This window comes from Methylobacter svalbardensis (assembly GCF_037671525.1).
GTDB lineage: Bacteria > Pseudomonadota > Gammaproteobacteria > Methylococcales > Methylomonadaceae > Methylobacter_A > Methylobacter_A svalbardensis.
On the sequence record NZ_JAWPOH010000060.1, the window covers coordinates 1 to 18,615 of the forward strand.

Genomic DNA, 18,615 nt, shown 5'->3' on the forward strand with positions numbered 1-18,615 from the left:
CTTCCAATGCAATTTTGGCTTTTTGAGCCCCTGTAAAAATCTTCCGTTTGCTTTCGCTCATTTCCTGCTTCTCATTTTTCGACAGAGCATAGCTTAAACTATTGTCCGGAATTCGGGGTCCACTATATAGGAAGCCTTGTTTGATGTTCGCCAGCTTCATATGTATTTTACCGGTCACACCTTATTCGACAAATCACTAAATTATCTTCCCTTCATTACCTTCATGTTCTTCATGGTAATAAAAATAAGTTATAAACATTGTACTGCATCAGCACTCAGCTAACCTGCCCATATATTCTTTAATTTTTAGGAGAAAACCATGAAAACAATAATCCTAGCCAGTGTATTTGTCCTTGGTCTTGCGACATCAGCCTCCGGTTATGCGGCTGAGGAGTCTATAGATAGCTGTATCGCCGCCATACAAAAACAAAAAACCGGCGTATTCATTAAGCTGGAAAAGCTGGATGTAGGCGGAAAACCCTTTTATGAATTTGAAATCAAGGATGCCAACGGCGTCGAATGGGAATTCATGTGCGATGCCAACACCGCAAAAATCACCGAAACGGAAAGCGAAGTCGGCAGCGTCGATGATGAGGCTTTCAAGAAAAACGCCAAAGTAACGGAAAAAGAAGCCATCGACATTGCGCTTAAAGCCCACCCCGACACCGTCCAGGAAGTTGAATATGAGATAGAAGAAAATGGCGATGCCAGCTATGAACTTGATATAGTCAATGACAAAGGCGTAGAAACCAAAGTCGAAGTCAATGCGGCTAACGGTAAGATTATTGAAGTATCGACAGAAGTGTGGGAAATTGGCGAAGAGGCTGACGAAAAAAGATAAAATGCAGCTCTCCCGTTCCCGATCCCTCGCTGGAACGGGAGATCTATATGACCGTTAATCCGCAACAATAAAGGCCGGTTTTTTAGCCCAAAGTCCGGCATCATAGAAAAAAAGAATTTTTCCTATAGCGAATAAGACTATAAAAACGAATAATGATACATTTTTGCAATCCATCAGCCCGATGTTGCAAGTGTCGAGTTTTTAAACCTAATGAGTCTGCGCTACCAAATCAACCTGCGAATCTTGATCTCCTCCCTGTGTATTCTGATACTGGGTAGCTCGATAGCTATCTGGCAGGCACGCGATGCGGTGAATAAAGAAGTCAATTCATCGATCAATCTGGCCGTGCAACTGATCACTTTCGGCTTTTCGCAAGCCCCATTTAATGAAACCGCCTGGTTGCCTCAATTTAATGCACTGAATAAAACCCGGCATTTAAACATTCAACTGAAAGTGCCCTCAGGCGAAACCATCAGCGTTACCCATAAAAACCAGCAAATCAGTCATAAAGAAACGCCGCCGCAATGGTTTATCAAACTGGTCGAAGGCGAGCACCCCAAAGCAGAACACCCAATAACCACCTCGGGCGGCAAACAACTGACGCTGATTGTCCAAGCCAACCCGTTGGATGAAATAACAGAGGTCTGGGAAGAAAGTATCGCTTTTTTCAGCTCGCTTTTTCTGCTGACACTGGTTACCTTTTTGGCTGTCAACCTGGCTTTCAACAAAGCCCTTAAATCCATCGCTATCATTGTTGACGGGCTAAAAGCCATTGAAACCGGGCAGTACGGCCAAAAACTGCCGGATTTTTCAATCCAGGAATATGACAGCATCGCCAAAGCCATCAATCACATGACCGGCGAACTGAATGCCAGCCGACAGGAAAACCGGGCATTAACCCAGCATACCCTGGAAATACAGGAAGACGAACGCCAACGACTGTCGCAGGAATTACATGACGAACTGGGACAATCGCTGACTGCCATTAAAGTCATGGCAGTCACCGCCGGGCGTTCCCAAGCCGGAGCTGTGGGACCGAGGGCGGACATCAAGCAAGCAACCGACTCCATTATCAGCATCTGCGATCATCTGATGACCGTGGTGCGCTCCATGATGCATCAACTGCATCCCCTGGTATTAACCGAACTGGGCTTGAAAGCAACAATGGAAGATTTGTTAAATCACTGGGCGATCAGAAATCCCGAGTTAAAACTTACCATCGCCTGCCCTGACGAAGTCGATGACCTGGAGCAAAAAATCACCATCCAACTATTTAGAGTAGTGCAGGAATGCCTGACCAATATTGTCCGCCATGCGCAGGCGAGCCGAGCCTCCATCAGCCTGGAAATCGAACATCGGGCCGAAACAGCGACGGCACTACGGCTACAGGTAACCGACGACGGACAAGGCTGCGCTGTCGACAGGATTAAAACCGGTTTCGGCTTATTGGGCATGCGGGAAAGAATCAACAGCCTGGGCGGCGAACTCGCCATAAAGACTCAGCCGCAACAAGGCATGAGCATCATCGCAACCATTCCGCTGTCATGAAAGATAAAATCAAAGTCATTCTGGTCGACGACCATGCGGTGGTACGCGCGGGTTTTCGGATGCTGTTATCGACCGAAGCCGGTATTGACGTGATCGCCGAAGCCGATCGGGGCGAGGCGGCCTGCCAGTTGTATCTGGAACAACAACCGGATGTGATGGTGCTGGATTTATCCATGCCCGGCATCGGCGGACTGGAAAGCATACGCCGCATCTGCAACCGCGACAACAACGCCAAGATACTGGTATTTAGCGTACACGATGAAATGGTTTATGTAGACAGAGCCATGAAGGCCGGTGCGAAAGGCATATCACCAAAAACAGCGCTCCCGGAATTCTGGTGACTGCGATACAAAAAATAGCCGCAGGCGAAATTTATATAGAACGGGGCTTGATGAAAAACCTGACTCTGCAAAATAGCGAAACCGATTATCAGACCATTATAGATAGCTTGTCCGCCAGAGAATTCGATATTTTCCTGCTGCTGGCGAAAGGCTTAACCGCGCATAAAATCGCCGATGAACTTTGTCTGGGCTATAAAACCGTCGCCAATTACGGCACCCAAATAAGAGGCAAACTTAAGGTATCGACGGTTGCCGAACTGGCGCATATTGCGATGGTGCTGCGGGTGATGAAAAATTGAGGGTTAAGCATTGGGCTTGTACCTGCTCGGGGCAACCGTCCTACATAGCATGGACTAGAGCTTAATCAAAACTCCCTTAATGCCAACCGCCGTATTGCGTAGTCGGATCACCGCGCCAACCGGTTGTGGTTTTGTTGGTATCTGGAGCATGTACAGAACTGTCCGCCGCACGAATCATATTGGCATGCGTATATCCACCCATCGCTTTTGCCGCTTTGGCAATCGCCGTCGTTGCCGGGTTAATCTCATATTTCGTAATCGTGTTATGAATAACTGCGGTGACTAATTTCTCCGTGCCCGACTCGGAAGAAAATGTCAACAGAATGGGTAAAACCGTATTGGCTGGAACTTCCACGCGGTAATGACCCTTGTCCACAGCCACTTGGGTAATTAAGCGACCGTTTTCATCGCTCACTTCCACCGTGCCGGTTTTGATCACACCCTTGTCATTGCTGACCACACCCTCTAAAACAGTCGCTTGGGCATATTTTTTTACCGCAGCTAGACTCGTTTTTGCCGTTTTTTTCTCCTGCTCGCAACCCGTGAGTACAAAAGCGCTCAAGGCCAGCAATACCGTAAATAAAATTGTGCGCTTCATAAATCCTCCTACCGATTCATCCTATTGTCGCGACCCAGTATACTGAATTATCCCGTTCAAGCTATCCCCGGAAAAAATAAAAAACGCCTAAAATGCTTCCCAATCGTCGAAACCGGCTGTCACTGATGATATTGAGTGCCTGATTGCGGGTGTTGTCGAATGCAGAATAAGTCGGCAAGAACCGCTGAGCTGTCATCCACCTTAAAACCGCTCACTGTGACTACCAGATTTTGCGCCTGCTCTTCCAGCGACTCCGCTGCCGCTGCGGCTTGCTCTACCAGGGCGGCATTCTGTTGGGTTACATCGTCCATTTGGGCGATGGCTTGATTAACCTGTTCGATACCGGAACCTTGTTCTGCCGAGGCGGCGGAAATTTCGGCCATCATATCGGTAACGCCACGGATGGAGGCGACAATTTCTTCCATGGTCAGCCCTGCCTGGGTAACCAGCTTGCTGCCTCCTGAGACTTTATCTACCGAATCACTAATCAGGCTTTTAATTTCTCCGGCGGCGATTGCGGCGCGTTGCGCAAGATTGCGCACTTCCACGGCAACAACGGCAAAGCCCCGGCCTTGTTCGCCGGCGCGGGCGGCTTCTACCGCGGCGTTGAGGGCAAGGATATTGGTCTGAAAAGCGATGTCGTCGATCACCGAGATAATGTCACCGATTTTTCTTGAAGATTCGTTGATGTCATTCATCGTCATCACCACCTGGCCGATCACGTCAACGCCTTTGCCCGCGATAACCGTGGCATCAACGGCGAGCTGATTGGCTTGTTGGGCGTTTTTGGCATTATGCTGCACGGCGGAGGTCAGCTGTTCCATGCTGGCGGCGGTCTGTTCTAGGCTGGCGGCTTGCTGTTCGGTGCGGTGCGACAGGTTGTTGTTGCCTGAAGCAATTTCTTGCGTCCCGGTATCAATACCGGCAGCAGCATCCTTGATTTGGCTGATAATAGTCTTAAGTTTTTCTACGGTGGTATTGGAGTCGTCTTTAAGTTGCCCAAAGATACCGGAATAGTCATTAATGATGGTTTCGGTCAGGTCTCCACGGGACAGTGCATTAAGAACGCGCACGACTTCATTGAGGCTGGTTTCGCTGGTTTGCATGAGCTGGTTGATATCGCCCCCCAGGTGACGTAAAAAACCTTCCTTGCCTTCCAGATCGAAACGCATATTGAAGTCACCTCTGGCAGCGGCTTCCACAATGATGGCGACTTCATTCTCGGCCCTTACCTCGTCGGTGCGGTCGTGCCATTCGGCTACCGTGCCCAGTCGCTGGCCTTGCTCGTTGATGACCGGATTGGCGATCACCACCATCGAACGTCCGCCCACCATCATGCTGGCTTCATGGGTACCGGTTAAGGCGGTCAGCAGGCTTGCCTGAGCTGTGGGGTTTGCATGAAAATCATCGATATTGGTGCCGACCAGATGTTCAATCGAGAGTTTTGACACACCGCTACGCTGCCGACTGACTTCGATTTCGGCCTTGTCGAGTATATCGATCACTTTTTGATTGGCGTAAATGATGTTGCGGCCGTTATCGGCAATCATCACGCCGGTGCTGACGTTGTCGAGCGCGATCTTGACGCGCAGGGTTTCGTCAGCCGCTTTGCGCTCTGTCGTGACGCGCTCCAGCAATTGTTGCTGCATGTGTTTCATCGCATATAACAAACTGCTGGCGTCTTTCTCGTTAACCTGAATATCCCGGGTTAAATTGCCTTCGGCAATTTCCATAGCAATTCCTTTCGCAAAGTAAGGGTCGATGCCCAAGCGCTTGTTCAGATAGCGCGTTAAGTAGATGGCAATGCCTAATCCCAGACTGATACCGGTCAACGATATAATCAGCATGACCATAGACGCGCGCTGGGTTGACTCGGTGATGGCATGGGCGTTATTTTTGGCGTCGTTCACCCCCTGGTTTTTAATCCGATTCAGTTGCGTCCGTAAGTTTTTCGCCAGTTTATTGAAATCCTTCATGACCGGATTGCCGGCCTCGACTCCTTCGGTCGCATAAACCGCAGTCATGCGCTTGCCTTCGCTGTAATACCAGTCAAAACCGGTTTCAAGTGCCGCCAATTCCGTCATTTTTACTAGCGGCGAAGTGACGTTATCCAGCGTTGCAACCCGGCCGTTCTTAATAGCCGCTAATTCTGTGGTGATTTTTTCCGTGTTTTCTGCGGTCAAGCGTTCACGGAACTGTGCGATGCCCTGCTTAAAGTCTTCGGCAGCCCGTTGCGCATCCTGAAAACTGTCCGGGTCCTGACTGATTGAAGCTTGGGTAAGAAGTTGTTGCACTTGTACGGTATAAACCGCCATTCGCTCGGCCAGCAGCGCATTGGGCAGGAAAATATCATCCACTTTCGCAACATCGCGCTGGGTCTGCGCAAAATTAAACAAACCCACCGCGACAATGCCTATCATTAAACTGATAATGGCGAGAAAACCGAGCAGGATGCGGACTTTGAAACTGATATAACCAAACATTTTAAGATCCTTCTGAAGTGCGTTTCTCTCGTTCCCATAATTTCGTATGGGAACAAGAGAAAAGTTAGGGTATCTGTTTTAAGGATTAATGAACCGCGTGCAGTTTTGCGACGGCCTGATTCGCAAAATGGGGAAGGTTTTTCTGATTTTTTGTCGCTATTCGATGATGAATAAAGAAACTGTTGCCTTCAATCTTTTTGGCCTGCTTTTTAGCTTCGGAGGCTAAATCGGCTATATCAACATGGGATTGACACTGGCTGGTTGAAACGGGGTCTACCAAGCCTACCGAGAGGCTGATCATAGGAAAAAAACATTTCTCCCCTGCCCTGTTTTCAGTATAAATACCGCCTGTTTTTGTATCTTCATCTTTGTAATAATTCGGGACGGCTTTTTCAAAGGCATTCAGAATATTTTCACAGCACTTTAACCAGTCATTAGCCAAGAAAATGACGATAAAATCATCCCCGCCTATGTGACCGACCACACCGCTTTCTGCGGGAATATAATGCGTCAAGATATCGGCAACGGCTTTAATAATATCGTCGCCGGCACTGTAGCTGTACACATCATTAAAAGGTTTGAAGTGATCAAGATCAAAGTAGCCGAAACTGAAAGGTGTTTTGGCAGCCAGCAATTGATTAACCTGTTCATTGATGGGAACGCTACCCGGTAACAGGGTAAGAGGGTTAGCGTGTTTGGCATTATGGATTTGCTGGCGGGTAATTTCTTCAAGCAGATTCAGGATCGTCCCTATGCCGATATATTCGTCGTCATTGGTAATAATAAAAGCCTGATCATTGCGCATGGTAGAGGTCAGCTGCTTGCTGACTAATTCAATGGGGGTGTTTTGATCGAAACTTAACGGCATTTTTTCTATGAACGATTTTATCGGTTTTTTTCCATACAATTCGATGCCATAGCGATTGGAAAATAATTTGAATAGAAAATGGTCGCGAAAAATAATCCCTGAAGCCTCGTTGTTATCGACCAAAGGCAATATGATTAAATCACCATCACTATGAAACAAATTCATCACCTCACTGATCGGGGTTTCTGCTGAAACCGGCATGATAAATTTAGCGATATGAACGGCTTTAATAGCGTTAAACTGAGTGGGTTGGCTGCTGACAATGAATAATGATTTGTCGACTTGTTCTAAAGGAATGGCCGTTGGCCGGGAAAAATAATAGCCCTGAGCATGAGTAATACCCAATTGTTCTACGGCCTTGTATTCATCTTCCGTTTCGATGCCTTCAGCAATAACGTTGCAATTGAGCGAACTGGCAATTTTTTGAATGGAGCGAACAAAATTAAGTTTGATGGGGTCGTTATGGATACCCTGAATAAAATGCATGTCTATTTTGACATATTCAGGCTGTAACTCCGACCAGAGCCTTAATCCCGAGTAACCCGCACCCAGATCGTCAATGGCTATTTCAAAGCCCATTTTTCTGTAATGGGTGACCGCCTCAAGCATTAATTGAAAATCGTCGGTAGGCTGGTGTTCTGTTACCTCGATAACGACAGAACGGGGATCAACACCGAATTGATCCAGGAGTTTAAGTGTTTCTCCTTTTTTGAAGTCAGGTTGTAATAGTACAGAAGGACTTACATTAATAAACAGCTTCTCTTTAATAGTTAACTCCGCGTAACGTTTTATCGTCAATTCCCGGCAGATATATTCGAGTTTTGTGCTTAAATCAAAACGCTCAGCCGTACCAAACAAGTTAAACGGACTGTGTAATGGACTATCGGAAGGCCCACGAATTAAGGCTTCGTAACCCATTATTTTCTTTTGCGATAAGGAAACAATAGGCTGAAAATGAGGCGTTAATTGCTTGCCATTGAGTATCTTGGTGAGTTCATTGCGCAGGTTTGACATGTCATGTTCTGATCAGAATATTAGAATGTATTAATAATATGACAGCTTTATTACATCAATATGACAGGCAGAAAATGCCGATTTTGATTTTCCAAATGGGTTGGGGCTTAAATTCGAGAGTGTAACTAAATAACCACTCCCTTGCCTTCAAAAAACCTCCCGTCTTTAATCATTAAGTTATGGTTAAGCTATAAAAGCTATATTATTCAGTTTTTCAGCCCTCATTTCTACTTTTACCCAATGGGAAAATGACAATTCAATCAGGAGCATTTATGAAACCTCAATCAGACTGGACAAGCTCTATTGACAGCATAGTCGATATGGGCTTGAGCCATGGATTGGTGCAGCGTACAACTGAAGACGAGGCTTTCAACGGACGCACTATCTGTTTAAATAACAAGCATGTGCTGAATTTTGCTTTGTGCAGTTACCTGGGACTGGAACTGGATCACCGGCTCAAGCAAGGAACCATTGACGCCGTGACTCGCTACGGCACCCAGTTCGCCATATCGAGAGCCTATCTGTCGGCAACGCCTTATACCGAACTGGAACACCTGCTTGACGAATTATTCGAAGGTCATGTACTGGCGACCCCAACCACGACATTAGGGCATATCGCCGCCTTGCCGGTACTCATTGAAAAAGGCGATGTGGTACTCATCGACCAGATGGCCCACAACAGCCTCCAAACAGCGGCCAAACTGGTGCAGGCCGAAGGCGTTCCGGTCGAAACGCTGGTTCACGGTAACCTGGAATTGCTTGAGGAACGAATCAACGCCCTGAGCAAACAGTATCGCCATGTCTGGTATCTGACCGATGGCGTTTACAGCATGTTTGGCGATCTGGCTCCGGTCAAGGAATTAGGCAAACTAGCAAGCCGCTACGAGCAGCTGCATCTGTATTTTGACGATGCCCACGGCATGAGTTGGACCGGCAAACATGGCCGGGGTTATGTTCTCGATTGCCTGCCCATTCAAGATCGGATGGTGGTGGCGACATCCTTGTGCAAGGCTTACGCGGCCGGAGGCGGGGCGCTTATTTTCCCGAATGCACAGATGCATCGGCAGGTTAAAAACTGCGGCGGACCGATGATTTTTTCAGGCCCTATCCAGCCCCCCATGCTGGGCGCGTCTATTGCCTCGGCCCGCATCCATCTGTCACCCGAGATTAATCGCCTGCAACGGGAGCTGAAAGATCGCATTGCTTTCTGCAATCATCTGCTTAGAGCCTACGATATACCTGTAGAAAATAGTTCGCAGTCGCCGATTTTTTTCGTCAAATTGGGACGTCCCGAGGTTGCCGGTGAAATGGCCAAATCCCTGCTTGATCAGGGTTTTTACACAAACCACGCTGTTTATCCGGCAGTATCCCGGCGGAAATCGGGTATTCGCTTCACGTTAACAACACATCTCTCTGCCGAAGATATTCACGGCCTGGTCGAGGCAATAGCCCGCAATCTTCCGAAGGCTATGGAATCAAAGCACAAGAACAAAGCATAAGCAGAACGCCAAGGCGCTAAATTCACCATTGATAGCCTGTTGGGTTAAAACTCCTCCCAATCTCCATCAATAGCAACTGGGTGTGGTTTCTGCTTCATTACGGTTGGACTTTTACGGGTGCTCTAACCACATCTTCATGTCAATCTATGCGGTGTTTAAGCTGGAGTGTTTAAAGATAAAACATAAAACCAATCATTTTGCGTTACGAGCCAGGCTTTTCATTAAGGCGAACCAAATGACTTATGCTGAGTTGCAAAAATTGAGGGCTGCGTAACATCAGTAAATAATATTGAATCCAAACCCGACCTTATTGATCAGTAAGCCGATGACCGTATCATGCGTCAATTCGAGTTTCGAAAAACAAATAGTTTTGCGTACCAGACGTTTAATCCATGTTCGGTATTTTAAGTTTTTGTATTCTATTTTTTGGGTATTGCGCTTACCCACTTCATGTTTGTCGACATCAAGATAGCGCTCATATGCCCCAATTATTTGTGTAGTACTGACGAAATCGAATGGCTCAAGTAGCACATTGAGTTGTTGAAAAATCTCATCCTTACGCTTGCCAAACCTATAGGCGATCACGGTATTTGTAGCGTGGTCTACGACAGAACGAGGAATGTGATCGATGCCGTCCGTCACGCACCAGACGATGTTGCAAATCAACAGCGTCGAGCGACGCTTATCAACAAACTAAATCCTCAATTGGGCGCACCACGTAGTCCCAATTCTTACGGTGCGACCAGTCCTGAGTCGCACCGATCAGCAAGTTAAACGCGGCTAGTCCACGAACAACGCAATCAGAATGATGATGGGTATGGGGATGCCGAGAAGGTACAAAAGTATTGAGCGCATTGTTTGTCTCCTAAGTAAGTTGGTTGTAGGTGTAATTACAGGTCACGCTGCCGACCGCCATAAATAGCCGCAAAGCTGGCGACGAATGCACCGATGAGCAACGAGATGAAGAGCCACAGCGACGCATAGATAAAAGCTTTGCGTGCGGAGTCGGTAGCTTCTTTAGCTGCGGTTTCCGCTTCACGTAGCTTAGTCTGTATGCGGGTATAAGTATCAATCACTCGCTTCTCTGCGTCCAGCTGTGTCAGACCCGTGTGCTGCACGACAATCTGACCGACATACTGAGTGTCTTCAGCGGGCAGAGGTCCCGTGCGTATGCTATTCATGAAGATGCGGGCAACTTCGGACCTAGATCCGGCAGTGATTGGCTCCAGATTATATCTTGGCATAGCACCGCTTTCGTCGGGAGTAAAGACGGTTGCAGATGCGTTGATGTCCTTTCGGAACAGCCAATCCACGGAGTAACCCATCGGTTCCCATTTCGTCGTCTCTGAGCTGCCCTCCACACCACTAGTCGTGACGGTAGCCGCAGTAGTGGCGACGCCCCCAGCCTGAATTCCACCGCTGACGATCGATCCAATCACCGAAGTAAGTAACACGGCAGTCGCAAGCGCAGCTATGGCCCAAGACAGGAAACCGTGAGCGGTGTCGCGGAAGTAGACCTCGTCCGTATGCACCCCAACCCACCTTGTTCTCAGCCTGCCGGCGAGGTAACCACCCATTCCTGAAGCAACGAGTTGCGTAAAGGTCAGCCACAGTATGGACGATACGCCGAAGGTGGTTGCACTTACGCCGCTGTACGCCCATGGTGACACCGAGGACAGACCTAAACCTACTCCCAACATCAAAAGGATCAACGCCAAGGCTGCTGTCGCCGCTGCCCCTGCTACAATGGCGCCCCACGACACAGCAATTGCATTCATTGAGCTCGGATAGACACCTGACACGGTACGTTCACATCCGGGTTCGTCAGCGGCTGAATTATTAGGAAAGGTCATAATGAGTCTCCATAAAGCTAAGTTTAAGATAGTATCGTGCGAATTTCCGCCATGCATCTGTACGCCATCGTACATAGCGATGAATAAATTACTGAGTCAGACGCCGAGCAGACACTGTCTGGAAGAAGTATCCCCGTCAACCGCGAACACGTGCTATATGCACCCAGTATTACTTGGGCGGTTCGTGCTTAGTTATGATTACTCGTCGGGAACCTCGATCAACGCAATAGTCAAGGTATCAGCGATACACTTGCCGTAAGCGGGATCAACCTTAAGGCAGTGACCGATGTAACGGATCTGGATCTCGCGTGGCACTTCAGCACGTTCTGGTTGTCGGCGACCAGACAGCCTGCATTGATGGTCAGTTTCTTTTTGTCACTCATGATATGCTCTTTCTTGTTTGTGGACTCTTGATTCGTAGACAACTCCCGAGCTCAGCGGCAGTTAAAGGCCGTTTGCGGTAGTGTTTTGTTAGGAGTTTGTTCATCGGCAAAGGTCCTCCTGGATTATCATTTTTCGGCAGGTGACGCATGCGAAAGCCGACGAGAACGAAGTCACGTGAGATTTGGATTGAGCTGGCGTTTTCCGATGCGCAGGGGGCATCATCAAGTCTTGAGAAAAGCGAGCAGGTCGGCATTAAGCTGATCTTTGTGCGTGTCGGCAAGTCCGTGTGAACCACCCGGGTAGATTTTCAGAGTCGCGTTCTTGATGAGTTTGGACGAGGCGTGAGCCGAGGCGTCAATCGGCACAATTTGGTCGTTGTCACCGTGGATGATCAGGGTTGGCACATCGAACTTTTTGATGTCTTCAGTGAAGTCCGTTTCGGAAAACGCCTTGATGCAGTCGAGCTGGTTTTTGAGACCGCCCTGCATGCCCTGCAACCAGAACGCGTCGCGGACGCCTTGACTGATCTTTGCACTCGGACTGCCAGACTTATTGGTTCCGTAGAACGGCATTGTGAGATCCTTGAAAAACTGCGAACGGTCAGCGGCGACGTCGACGCGGATGGCGTCGAACGCCTCGATTGGTGTTCCGCCGGGATTGGCGTCCGTCTTGAGCATCAACGGAGACACCGAGCCCATCAGTACGACCTTGGCGACACGCTGGGTTCCGTGGCGACCAATGTAGCGGGCGACTTCTCCACCACCGGTCGAATGGCCGATCAGGCTGATGTCGTTCAGGTCGAGCTTTTCGATGAGTTCCGACAGGTCGTCGGCGTAAGTGTCCATCTCGTTGCCGTTCCAGGACTGGCTCGAACGGCCGTGGCCGCGGCGATCATGGGCGATGCAGCGATAGCCGTTGGATGCCAGATAGACCATCTGGCTTTCCCATGCATCGCCGGTAAGCGGCCAGCCGTGGCTGAAGACGACGGGTTGCCCCGAGCCCCAGTCCTTGTAGTAGATTTCCGTGCCGTCTTTGGTGGTGATCGAGCTCATGGTCGTATCTCCTGTTTGAGTTAGGGTGCTATGAAAGCCGGTCAACACGTTAACCGGCAGTGATATTACCGATAACGCCGGCTGTTGCGATAAAACGCATCGCATCCTCAACAGACATATCTATTTCTACTACATTTTCCCGTGACATAATGACCGTGTTGCCACCCATCTCATAACTGAATGGCAAATATACGGCAATCTGGTCATCGGCAATAAAAGTATGTGAAAGCCCTTCAAAATCCGAAACTGTAATAAAACCTATCTGTTGACCATTGCCGGAAGGTACATTAACCAGAACTACCTGTTTAAATTTCCCTTTGTTTTCGCTGGAAAAAAGAGAACTGAAATCGCGTATTGTTGTATAAATACTTTTAAAATAGGGAATCTGGATGACAAGTTTTTCAAAGCTATTGAACAGTCTGAGAAAAGTTCGAGTCTCCAGAAAGCCTCCGAAAAAATACGCTACCACAAGACCTAATATAAACCCGAAGCCTTTTATGTACCAACTGTCTGGGAAGAAAAGCTTGAAGATATTTCCCAGCACCAACTCCGCAGTGCCGGCAAGCCAGAAGAGCAAATAGAGGGTGAGTGTAATTGGGATAATCGCGATTAACCCTTTGATAAAAGTTTTGCTGATCGGTTTCATTTTTAATTTCCAAATTAGTGTAGTGTATGCTTTGGTAGTCCTGTGCCGGTGTGGCCTTTGTAAATGCCATAGGTATCGCGATCTTCGTAATTCATGTCCATCTCCTGTCAACAATGTTATTAGACAAAGGGGGCTTACGATCACCTGAACCCGCTGGGCCGCGCTCACGGACAACACTACATGCGAAGCTGAACGCAGTCGGTGCGGCAACACATATAGATTGATGCTGGCGAGAACCTTTTGCCTGAAGACTAACTTGAGCTTTGTTTGTTTTGCTCGTTATCCCTGAGTTTCCATTGCCCGCTGGACTCATCCTTCTCATATTTCTTTTTAACCGCACTCCATGCCACCCGGTGCGCCCTCTCTTCGTCTTGCGCGTATTCGTTCCAAGCGTTATTGTAAGCCGCACGGTAAATCTCCTGGGCGTGTTTCGGTAAATGTTTCTGCACAGGTTCGGGCAAATCGTTTAAATCTTTATAGGGCATGTCTTACCTCAGCAAAGTCGATTTAACGTTCTATTGATGTTGTCCGAATTGAACCGGGGGACGCGGTCGACGCTTTCACGCGCCAGACGATATTACCGACATCATCGGCAACCAGCAACGCCGAATGCTTGTCGAGCGTGACGCCCACGGGCCGCCCGAACGCATCGCCATCGTCGCTAATAAAGCCCGTCAGCACATCAAGCGGTTCACCGAAAGGCTTGCCTGCTCTGAAAGGCACAAAGATGACCCGGTAACCGCTGCGTGGCTTGCGGTTCCATGAGCCGTGCTGGCCGACAAAACCCCCGTTATCGAATGGCACCGGCCATGCGCTATTCTTGGAAAAAGCCAGTCCGAGTGAGGCGGTGTGTGACCCGAGTGCATAATCCGGCACCATTGCCTTGGCGACCAGGTCGGGTCGCTGAGGCTGCACACGATCGTCAAGATGCAGGCCAAAGTAGCTGTAAGGCCAGCCGAAGAAGCTGCCGTCAGGTACCGAAGTCAGGTAATCAGGAACCAGATCACTGCCGAGTTCATCGCGTTCGTTGACCACGGTCCAAAGTGCGCCGCTATCCGGCTCCCAGGCTAGTCCGTTGGGATTGCGCAGACCGGACGCGTAGATGCGAGAGCTTCCGAGTTTTGGGTCCACTTCCCAGATGGCGGCGCGACCCTCCTCCTGGTCAATGCCGTTCTCGGCTATATTGCTGTTCGATCCCACCGTCACATAGAGTCGCGATCCGTCCCGACTGGCTAGAAGATTCTTGGTCCAGTGGTGATTGATTGGCCCCGCAGGAAGATCAAGCACCTTGGTTCCCGGCTGAGTGATCCGGGTTTCGCCTGCGGTATAAGGAAACCTCATCACCGCATCCGAGTTGGCTACGTAAAAATCGTTGCCTATCAGCGCCATGCCGAACGGCGAATTTAGCCCTTCGATAAACACTGTTCGGGTTTCTGCCACGCCATCGCCATCGTCATCGCGTAGCAGGGTGATGCGATTGGCGCTGGGTGCGCCGGCGCCAACCTTATTCAAGACCTGCTTCATGATCCATTCTTTAATGCCTTTGCCATCCTCGGGTCTCGGTGGCGCGTTGGTTTCGGCGACCAATACGTCGCCGTTGGGCAGCACATAAAGCCAGCGCGGGTGATTGAGTCCGACGGCAAAGGCGTTTACGGCCATCCCCGGCGCCGCCACCGGTTTTCCATTTTCCGGCCAGCCTTTGGCTGGAGCGATGTTCACCGTGGGAATCAAGGTCGGGTTCGGCGGCGGCAGTTGCGGGTGAGGGCCAATGCCCGCTTCGATCGGCAGCTGTGCCACCTCGCCACATGCCGTTAGAGCTATGACAGCCACGGCGAATAAGAATGTGCGTCGTGGGTACATAACCGTAGAATCCGATTTACGCTTAGTGCTGAGCGCTCGCCATTTTCCGGCAACTCTCTGCACATTGCTCACAGGCTTCGACGCATTCATCCATACCGCCGATTTTTTCGCAATCCGCCCCGCAAGCTTCGCAGACTTCGGCGCAAACCTCGCAAAGACGATGCGAAAAAAGAGAGCTACTGAGCTGAAAATTGGCCGATGTCTGGCAGATCTCGGCGCAGTTCATCATCAGACGAAAGTGTTCTGCTTCAACGTGCTTTCCGCCGGTCTTGAGACAATGGTTCATAGCGGTTTGCAGACAGACTTGATGGCAATGGTTACAAGCCTCTATACAGGCCTGCATGGCTTGATCAGTATGGGATGGATGATTCATGAGATTCTCCTAAATTAAAGAAATCAAGCATGGAAAGATGGGCAAGTCATCTCGACCAAGATTCAAACTTTGAGGCGAGACCGAGGTTGTGTTAAAACCTTGAAGAAACTTTAATTGCAAAACTAGCCGCAGTCGGTACGGTAGATCACATATAGACAACGTGGGTTCGATAAGCTGTGAGGAAAGCAACGTCCTCAACTCAAAAAATCCTGGTTTTAAAGCCTCATTCCAAATTGACTGAAGTTTCTGAGTGGGGAAATGCAGACTGGCCTCGATACCCACGGGTTCAACAAAGAAAAGTGTTTGGAGCGGTAAAAGTAGCAGCGACCTGAAAAATCCAGTATTCCAGCAAACAAACCGCGTGGCTCGTGACACCGTTACTTAAACAAAGCGGCATGCAATATTGAACACTGTAGGTCTGCGACATTTCAGGTAACTGGCTTTATGATTGGAGTTCGCTACAGACAGGTGTGCGTCGAACTTAAATTTTAGAAAATATTTTCCTTTGTAAGACAGTTATGTGCGGTACCGCACGGACGAAATGCTAATGTTGCGGTTAAGCTACATTTGAGATTTTTTAGCAACATCCGTTATTATAAGGTATGCTTTCTAAGCAATGACTCATGGAAAGTGCTTAATGAATAGCTGGCGATGTGTGACTGACAGACTCAAGAAACAGACTATAATATCTGTGGGATGATCTTAACAAGCGTAGCTTGTTTCTATTAGAAAATGCGGGTTCAATTCATCCTTGTTCATGGGTCTGGTTAGCGTCTGTTGATTACCGACGGCAGCTAAGTTAGCGCAGTTTCAAAAATTAGCTAGTCAAGAATGCTCCCTGAATTTGGCAACACATTGATGTGTTTTATGGAGTCCATTTTTTTATTACTCTGAAGGAAAATATTATGTTGAAGAAAAACTTACTCGCCATTGCTGCATTTACCAGCGCAGGCTTCCTGCCGTTGGCAGAGGCAGCAGATCAAATACAGGATGATCGTTGGTATATTGCGCCTTTCGCTTCATTTGTCAGAACCGGTGGCGACCGGAATTCCAGCGACGGTTGGGGTGGCGGCATGGGTATCGGCAAGATCCTCGACAAACATTTCAACGTCGAGGTGAAAGGCTTTTATGAAGAGTTTGGCGGCGCAAACGGCCCCTGGAGCTTGACCGGCGGCACCGCTGATTTACAGTATTATTTTTCCCGCGACAAATTCTCACCTTACACTGTAATCGGATTAGGCGGCATGAACAGTTGCGCTTCCGCTAATTGCGGTGCCGGCTTCATTGGCGAAGCAGGTGCCGGTTTTACCTACGAACTTCATGACAATTTCTTGCTCCGCAGCGATGTGCGTTACCGTTACAATAACAATCTCAATGCTCATGTACAGCCCGGTACCGACGAATTTCATGATATGACGGTTAACGTCGGTTTTGTCATTCCGTTCGGCGAAAAGCCAAAACCCGAAGAAAAACAAGAGACTCCTGTCGCAGTTGCTGCAGTTGCAGATTGTTCCACTCTTGATGGGGATTCTGACGGTGTTAATGACTGCCTGGATCTCTGCCCCGGCACTCTTAAAGGCAGCACGGTTGATAATACCGGATGCCCGGTCAAACTTGTGCTTAAAGGTCAGCACTTCCAATATAATTCTGCGAAGTTGACCTTGAATGCCGAGAAAATTCTTGATGACATCGCGGAAAACCTTGTTTCCCATCCGATGAAAAATGATATTGAAGTCCAGGGGCATGCCAGCAGCGAAGGAGCCGATGACTATAATATGAAGTTGTCGCAAAAGCGCGCACAGTCAGTTGTCGATTACCTCAAAATGAAAGGCGTTACCAACAGACTGATTGCTAAAGGCTATGGCGAAACTCAGCCTATTGCCGATAACAGCACGGAAGAAGGTAAGTCTGAAAACCGTCGTGTCGAAATGATCTGGATCGAATACTGATAAAGAGTTTTTCTTGATGCTGTAAACACTAAACCCGCTTTCAAAGCGGGTTTTTTTATGCCAACGGGTCAGGTTTTGAAAGGAGTATTAGCTTATTTCGAACGCTTGGTAGTATTGAATACAAAAGACGCAACAACACCGCGCTTGTCGAATTTAATAACCAGGTCTTCGGTACAGCCGTCACTAAACAAACTGTAATAGTAGTTACCGTAAGTCCACGTTTTCATGCCATTATCAAGACCTGTTCTCCAGGGACTCCCGAACGTGGTATAGATGTCATTCTGGGTGGTTTCTCCTATCTTGATGGTTGAAACCTGACTTGCCGGAAACTCATGACCAACCGTAGCGCATCCTGAAGTCAACAGGATCATCATCACAACCAAGCCGCCTAAAGTTTTCCGCAGCAATCCGGCAATACGTATTGAACTCAAAAAATCAATTTTCATTTTTACTCTCCATTCATTTAAAAAATATCGTGATAGTTAACATCTCACAAATTAGTATTTCATCTTTTTCAACCAATGCTCAAAAAACTGATCCTCCGGCAAGGGTTTGCTAAAATAATAACCCTGATAGCAAAGACAGCCGTTTTCTTGTAAAAATTCCAGTTCCATTTTTGATTCGACACCTTCCGCAACAACATCCAGATGCATGTGTTGGGCTATGGCAATAATGGTGCCCACAAAAATAGCATCGTCTTCATTTTTAGTAATATCCTCAATAAAGGATTTGTCAATTTTCAACTGATCTACCGGCAAATGCTTCAGATAACTCAAAGATGAGTATCCGGTGCCGAAATCATCTATTGAAAAAGCATAGCCCAACGTTTTCAATTGTTTGATTTTATCAATAGCGTTATCAACATCATTCATCAACATCCTATAGTGGACCCCGAATTCCGGACAATAGTTTAAGCTATGCTCTGTCGAAAAATGAGAAGCAGGAAATGAGCGAAAGCAAACGGAAGATTTTTACAGGGGCTCAAAAAGCCAAAATTGCATTGGAAG

Annotated in this window: 17 protein-coding genes and 2 pseudogenes; 6 read left to right on the forward strand and 13 right to left on the reverse strand. The window is 48.2% G+C overall.

Annotation, left to right across the window (positions count from 1 at the left end; genetic code table 11):
• Window positions 1-319: 319 nt before the first annotated feature.
• The 3 genes and pseudogenes from RW114_RS16635 (at window position 320) to RW114_RS16645 (ending at window position 3,029) form a co-directional block, all read left to right on the forward strand.
• On the forward strand, window positions 320-841 hold the full coding sequence (locus RW114_RS16635) for a PepSY domain-containing protein (RefSeq protein ID WP_340123886.1): 522 nt from the start codon (window positions 320-322) through the stop codon (window positions 839-841).
• 210 nt (window positions 842-1,051) lie between these two features.
• Complete coding sequence (locus RW114_RS16640) at window positions 1,052-2,389, forward strand: LapD/MoxY N-terminal periplasmic domain-containing protein (protein WP_340123887.1); 1,338 nt, start codon at window positions 1,052-1,054, stop codon at window positions 2,387-2,389.
• A pseudogene (locus RW114_RS16645) lies at window positions 2,386-3,029 on the forward strand (response regulator). The gene RW114_RS16640 and the pseudogene RW114_RS16645 overlap by 4 nt, the downstream one beginning before the upstream one ends.
• A 76-nt stretch (window positions 3,030-3,105) precedes the next feature.
• On the opposite strand, the gene RW114_RS16650 reads toward RW114_RS16645, so the two are convergent.
• From RW114_RS16650 to RW114_RS16660, 3 genes are all read right to left on the reverse strand, one after another.
• Window positions 3,106-3,627: a hypothetical protein gene (locus RW114_RS16650; protein WP_340123888.1), complete on the reverse strand. Its 522-nt coding sequence runs from the start codon at window positions 3,625-3,627 to the stop codon at window positions 3,106-3,108.
• A 119-nt stretch (window positions 3,628-3,746) separates the two neighbouring features.
• A complete protein-coding gene (locus RW114_RS16655) occupies window positions 3,747-6,110 on the reverse strand; it encodes a methyl-accepting chemotaxis protein (RefSeq protein WP_340123889.1) in 2,364 nt (787 codons plus the stop codon).
• Between the two features lie 85 nt (window positions 6,111-6,195).
• Complete coding sequence (locus RW114_RS16660; RefSeq protein ID WP_340123890.1) at window positions 6,196-7,992, reverse strand: GGDEF domain-containing protein; 1,797 nt, start codon at window positions 7,990-7,992, stop codon at window positions 6,196-6,198.
• Between the two features lie 272 nt (window positions 7,993-8,264).
• Here RW114_RS16660 and RW114_RS16665 point away from each other — a divergent pair, with 272 nt between their 5' ends.
• Window positions 8,265-9,491: an aminotransferase class I/II-fold pyridoxal phosphate-dependent enzyme gene (locus RW114_RS16665; RefSeq protein WP_340123891.1), complete on the forward strand. Its 1,227-nt coding sequence runs from the start codon at window positions 8,265-8,267 to the stop codon at window positions 9,489-9,491.
• A 121-nt stretch (window positions 9,492-9,612) separates the two neighbouring features.
• Window positions 9,613-9,765 (forward strand): annotated as a pseudogene (locus RW114_RS21030) (IS701 family transposase); the annotation flags it as partial.
• A 2-nt stretch (window positions 9,766-9,767) separates the two neighbouring features.
• Here the strand turns inward: RW114_RS21030 and RW114_RS16670 are convergent.
• The 8 genes from RW114_RS16670 to RW114_RS16705 all read right to left on the reverse strand — a co-directional run bounded on the left by RW114_RS16670 (window position 9,768) and on the right by RW114_RS16705 (window position 15,659).
• On the reverse strand, window positions 9,768-10,157 hold the full coding sequence (locus RW114_RS16670; protein WP_422614831.1) for an IS1 family transposase: 390 nt from the start codon (window positions 10,155-10,157) through the stop codon (window positions 9,768-9,770).
• 224 nt (window positions 10,158-10,381) lie between these two features.
• A complete protein-coding gene (locus RW114_RS16675) occupies window positions 10,382-11,344 on the reverse strand; it encodes a hypothetical protein (RefSeq protein WP_340123892.1) in 963 nt (320 codons plus the stop codon).
• A 230-nt stretch (window positions 11,345-11,574) separates the two neighbouring features.
• The gene (locus RW114_RS16680) at window positions 11,575-11,727 is read right to left on the reverse strand and encodes a hypothetical protein (RefSeq protein ID WP_340123893.1); all 153 of its coding nucleotides are present in this window, start codon (window positions 11,725-11,727) and stop codon (window positions 11,575-11,577) included.
• Between the two features lie 222 nt (window positions 11,728-11,949).
• A complete protein-coding gene (locus RW114_RS16685) occupies window positions 11,950-12,780 on the reverse strand; it encodes an alpha/beta fold hydrolase (RefSeq protein WP_340123894.1) in 831 nt (276 codons plus the stop codon).
• 49 nt (window positions 12,781-12,829) lie between these two features.
• Window positions 12,830-13,426, reverse strand: a complete 597-nt coding sequence (locus tag RW114_RS16690; RefSeq protein ID WP_340123895.1) for a DUF502 domain-containing protein — start codon at window positions 13,424-13,426, stop codon at window positions 12,830-12,832.
• A gap of 251 nt (window positions 13,427-13,677) precedes the next feature.
• Entirely contained in the window at window positions 13,678-13,911 is a 234-nt protein-coding gene (locus RW114_RS16695) for a ChaB family protein (protein WP_340123896.1), read from the reverse strand.
• 22 nt (window positions 13,912-13,933) lie between these two features.
• Window positions 13,934-15,256: a PQQ-dependent sugar dehydrogenase gene (locus RW114_RS16700; RefSeq protein WP_340123897.1), complete on the reverse strand. Its 1,323-nt coding sequence runs from the start codon at window positions 15,254-15,256 to the stop codon at window positions 13,934-13,936.
• 52 nt (window positions 15,257-15,308) lie between these two features.
• Window positions 15,309-15,659, reverse strand: a complete 351-nt coding sequence (locus tag RW114_RS16705) for a four-helix bundle copper-binding protein (protein ID WP_340123898.1) — start codon at window positions 15,657-15,659, stop codon at window positions 15,309-15,311.
• A gap of 905 nt (window positions 15,660-16,564) precedes the next feature.
• Between RW114_RS16705 and RW114_RS16710 the strand changes: the two genes are divergently transcribed.
• Window positions 16,565-17,608, forward strand: coding sequence for an OmpA family protein (locus RW114_RS16710; protein ID WP_340123899.1), 1,044 nt, complete (start codon window positions 16,565-16,567; stop codon window positions 17,606-17,608).
• A 92-nt stretch (window positions 17,609-17,700) separates the two neighbouring features.
• Here RW114_RS16710 and RW114_RS16715 read toward each other — a convergent pair whose 3' ends face one another.
• The gene (locus tag RW114_RS16715) at window positions 17,701-18,054 is read right to left on the reverse strand and encodes a hypothetical protein (protein WP_340123900.1); all 354 of its coding nucleotides are present in this window, start codon (window positions 18,052-18,054) and stop codon (window positions 17,701-17,703) included.
• A 51-nt stretch (window positions 18,055-18,105) separates the two neighbouring features.
• Complete coding sequence (locus RW114_RS16720) at window positions 18,106-18,480, reverse strand: EAL domain-containing protein (protein ID WP_340123901.1); 375 nt, start codon at window positions 18,478-18,480, stop codon at window positions 18,106-18,108.
• Window positions 18,481-18,615: the final 135 nt, after the last annotated feature.

Excerpts from the sequence above, each read along its gene's own strand:
- RW114_RS16635 (WP_340123886.1), top strand. The coding sequence starts at position 320 with ATGAAAACAATAATCCTAGCCAGTGTATTTGTCCTTGGTCTTGCGACA.
- RW114_RS16640 (WP_340123887.1), top strand. The coding sequence starts at position 1,052 with ATGAGTCTGCGCTACCAAATCAACCTGCGAATCTTGATCTCCTCCCTG.
- RW114_RS16650 (WP_340123888.1), bottom strand. The coding sequence starts at position 3,627 with ATGAAGCGCACAATTTTATTTACGGTATTGCTGGCCTTGAGCGCTTTT.
- RW114_RS16655 (WP_340123889.1), bottom strand. The coding sequence starts at position 6,110 with ATGTTTGGTTATATCAGTTTCAAAGTCCGCATCCTGCTCGGTTTTCTC.
- RW114_RS16660 (WP_340123890.1), bottom strand. The coding sequence starts at position 7,992 with ATGTCAAACCTGCGCAATGAACTCACCAAGATACTCAATGGCAAGCAA.
- RW114_RS16665 (WP_340123891.1), top strand. The coding sequence starts at position 8,265 with ATGAAACCTCAATCAGACTGGACAAGCTCTATTGACAGCATAGTCGAT.
- RW114_RS16675 (WP_340123892.1), bottom strand. The coding sequence starts at position 11,344 with ATGACCTTTCCTAATAATTCAGCCGCTGACGAACCCGGATGTGAACGT.
- RW114_RS16680 (WP_340123893.1), bottom strand. The coding sequence starts at position 11,727 with ATGAGTGACAAAAAGAAACTGACCATCAATGCAGGCTGTCTGGTCGCC.
- RW114_RS16685 (WP_340123894.1), bottom strand. The coding sequence starts at position 12,780 with ATGAGCTCGATCACCACCAAAGACGGCACGGAAATCTACTACAAGGAC.
- RW114_RS16690 (WP_340123895.1), bottom strand. The coding sequence starts at position 13,426 with ATGAAACCGATCAGCAAAACTTTTATCAAAGGGTTAATCGCGATTATC.
- RW114_RS16695 (WP_340123896.1), bottom strand. The coding sequence starts at position 13,911 with ATGCCCTATAAAGATTTAAACGATTTGCCCGAACCTGTGCAGAAACAT.
- RW114_RS16705 (WP_340123898.1), bottom strand. The coding sequence starts at position 15,659 with ATGAATCATCCATCCCATACTGATCAAGCCATGCAGGCCTGTATAGAG.
- RW114_RS16710 (WP_340123899.1), top strand. The coding sequence starts at position 16,565 with ATGTTGAAGAAAAACTTACTCGCCATTGCTGCATTTACCAGCGCAGGC.
- RW114_RS16715 (WP_340123900.1), bottom strand. The coding sequence starts at position 18,054 with ATGAAAATTGATTTTTTGAGTTCAATACGTATTGCCGGATTGCTGCGG.
- RW114_RS16720 (WP_340123901.1), bottom strand. The coding sequence starts at position 18,480 with ATGAATGATGTTGATAACGCTATTGATAAAATCAAACAATTGAAAACG.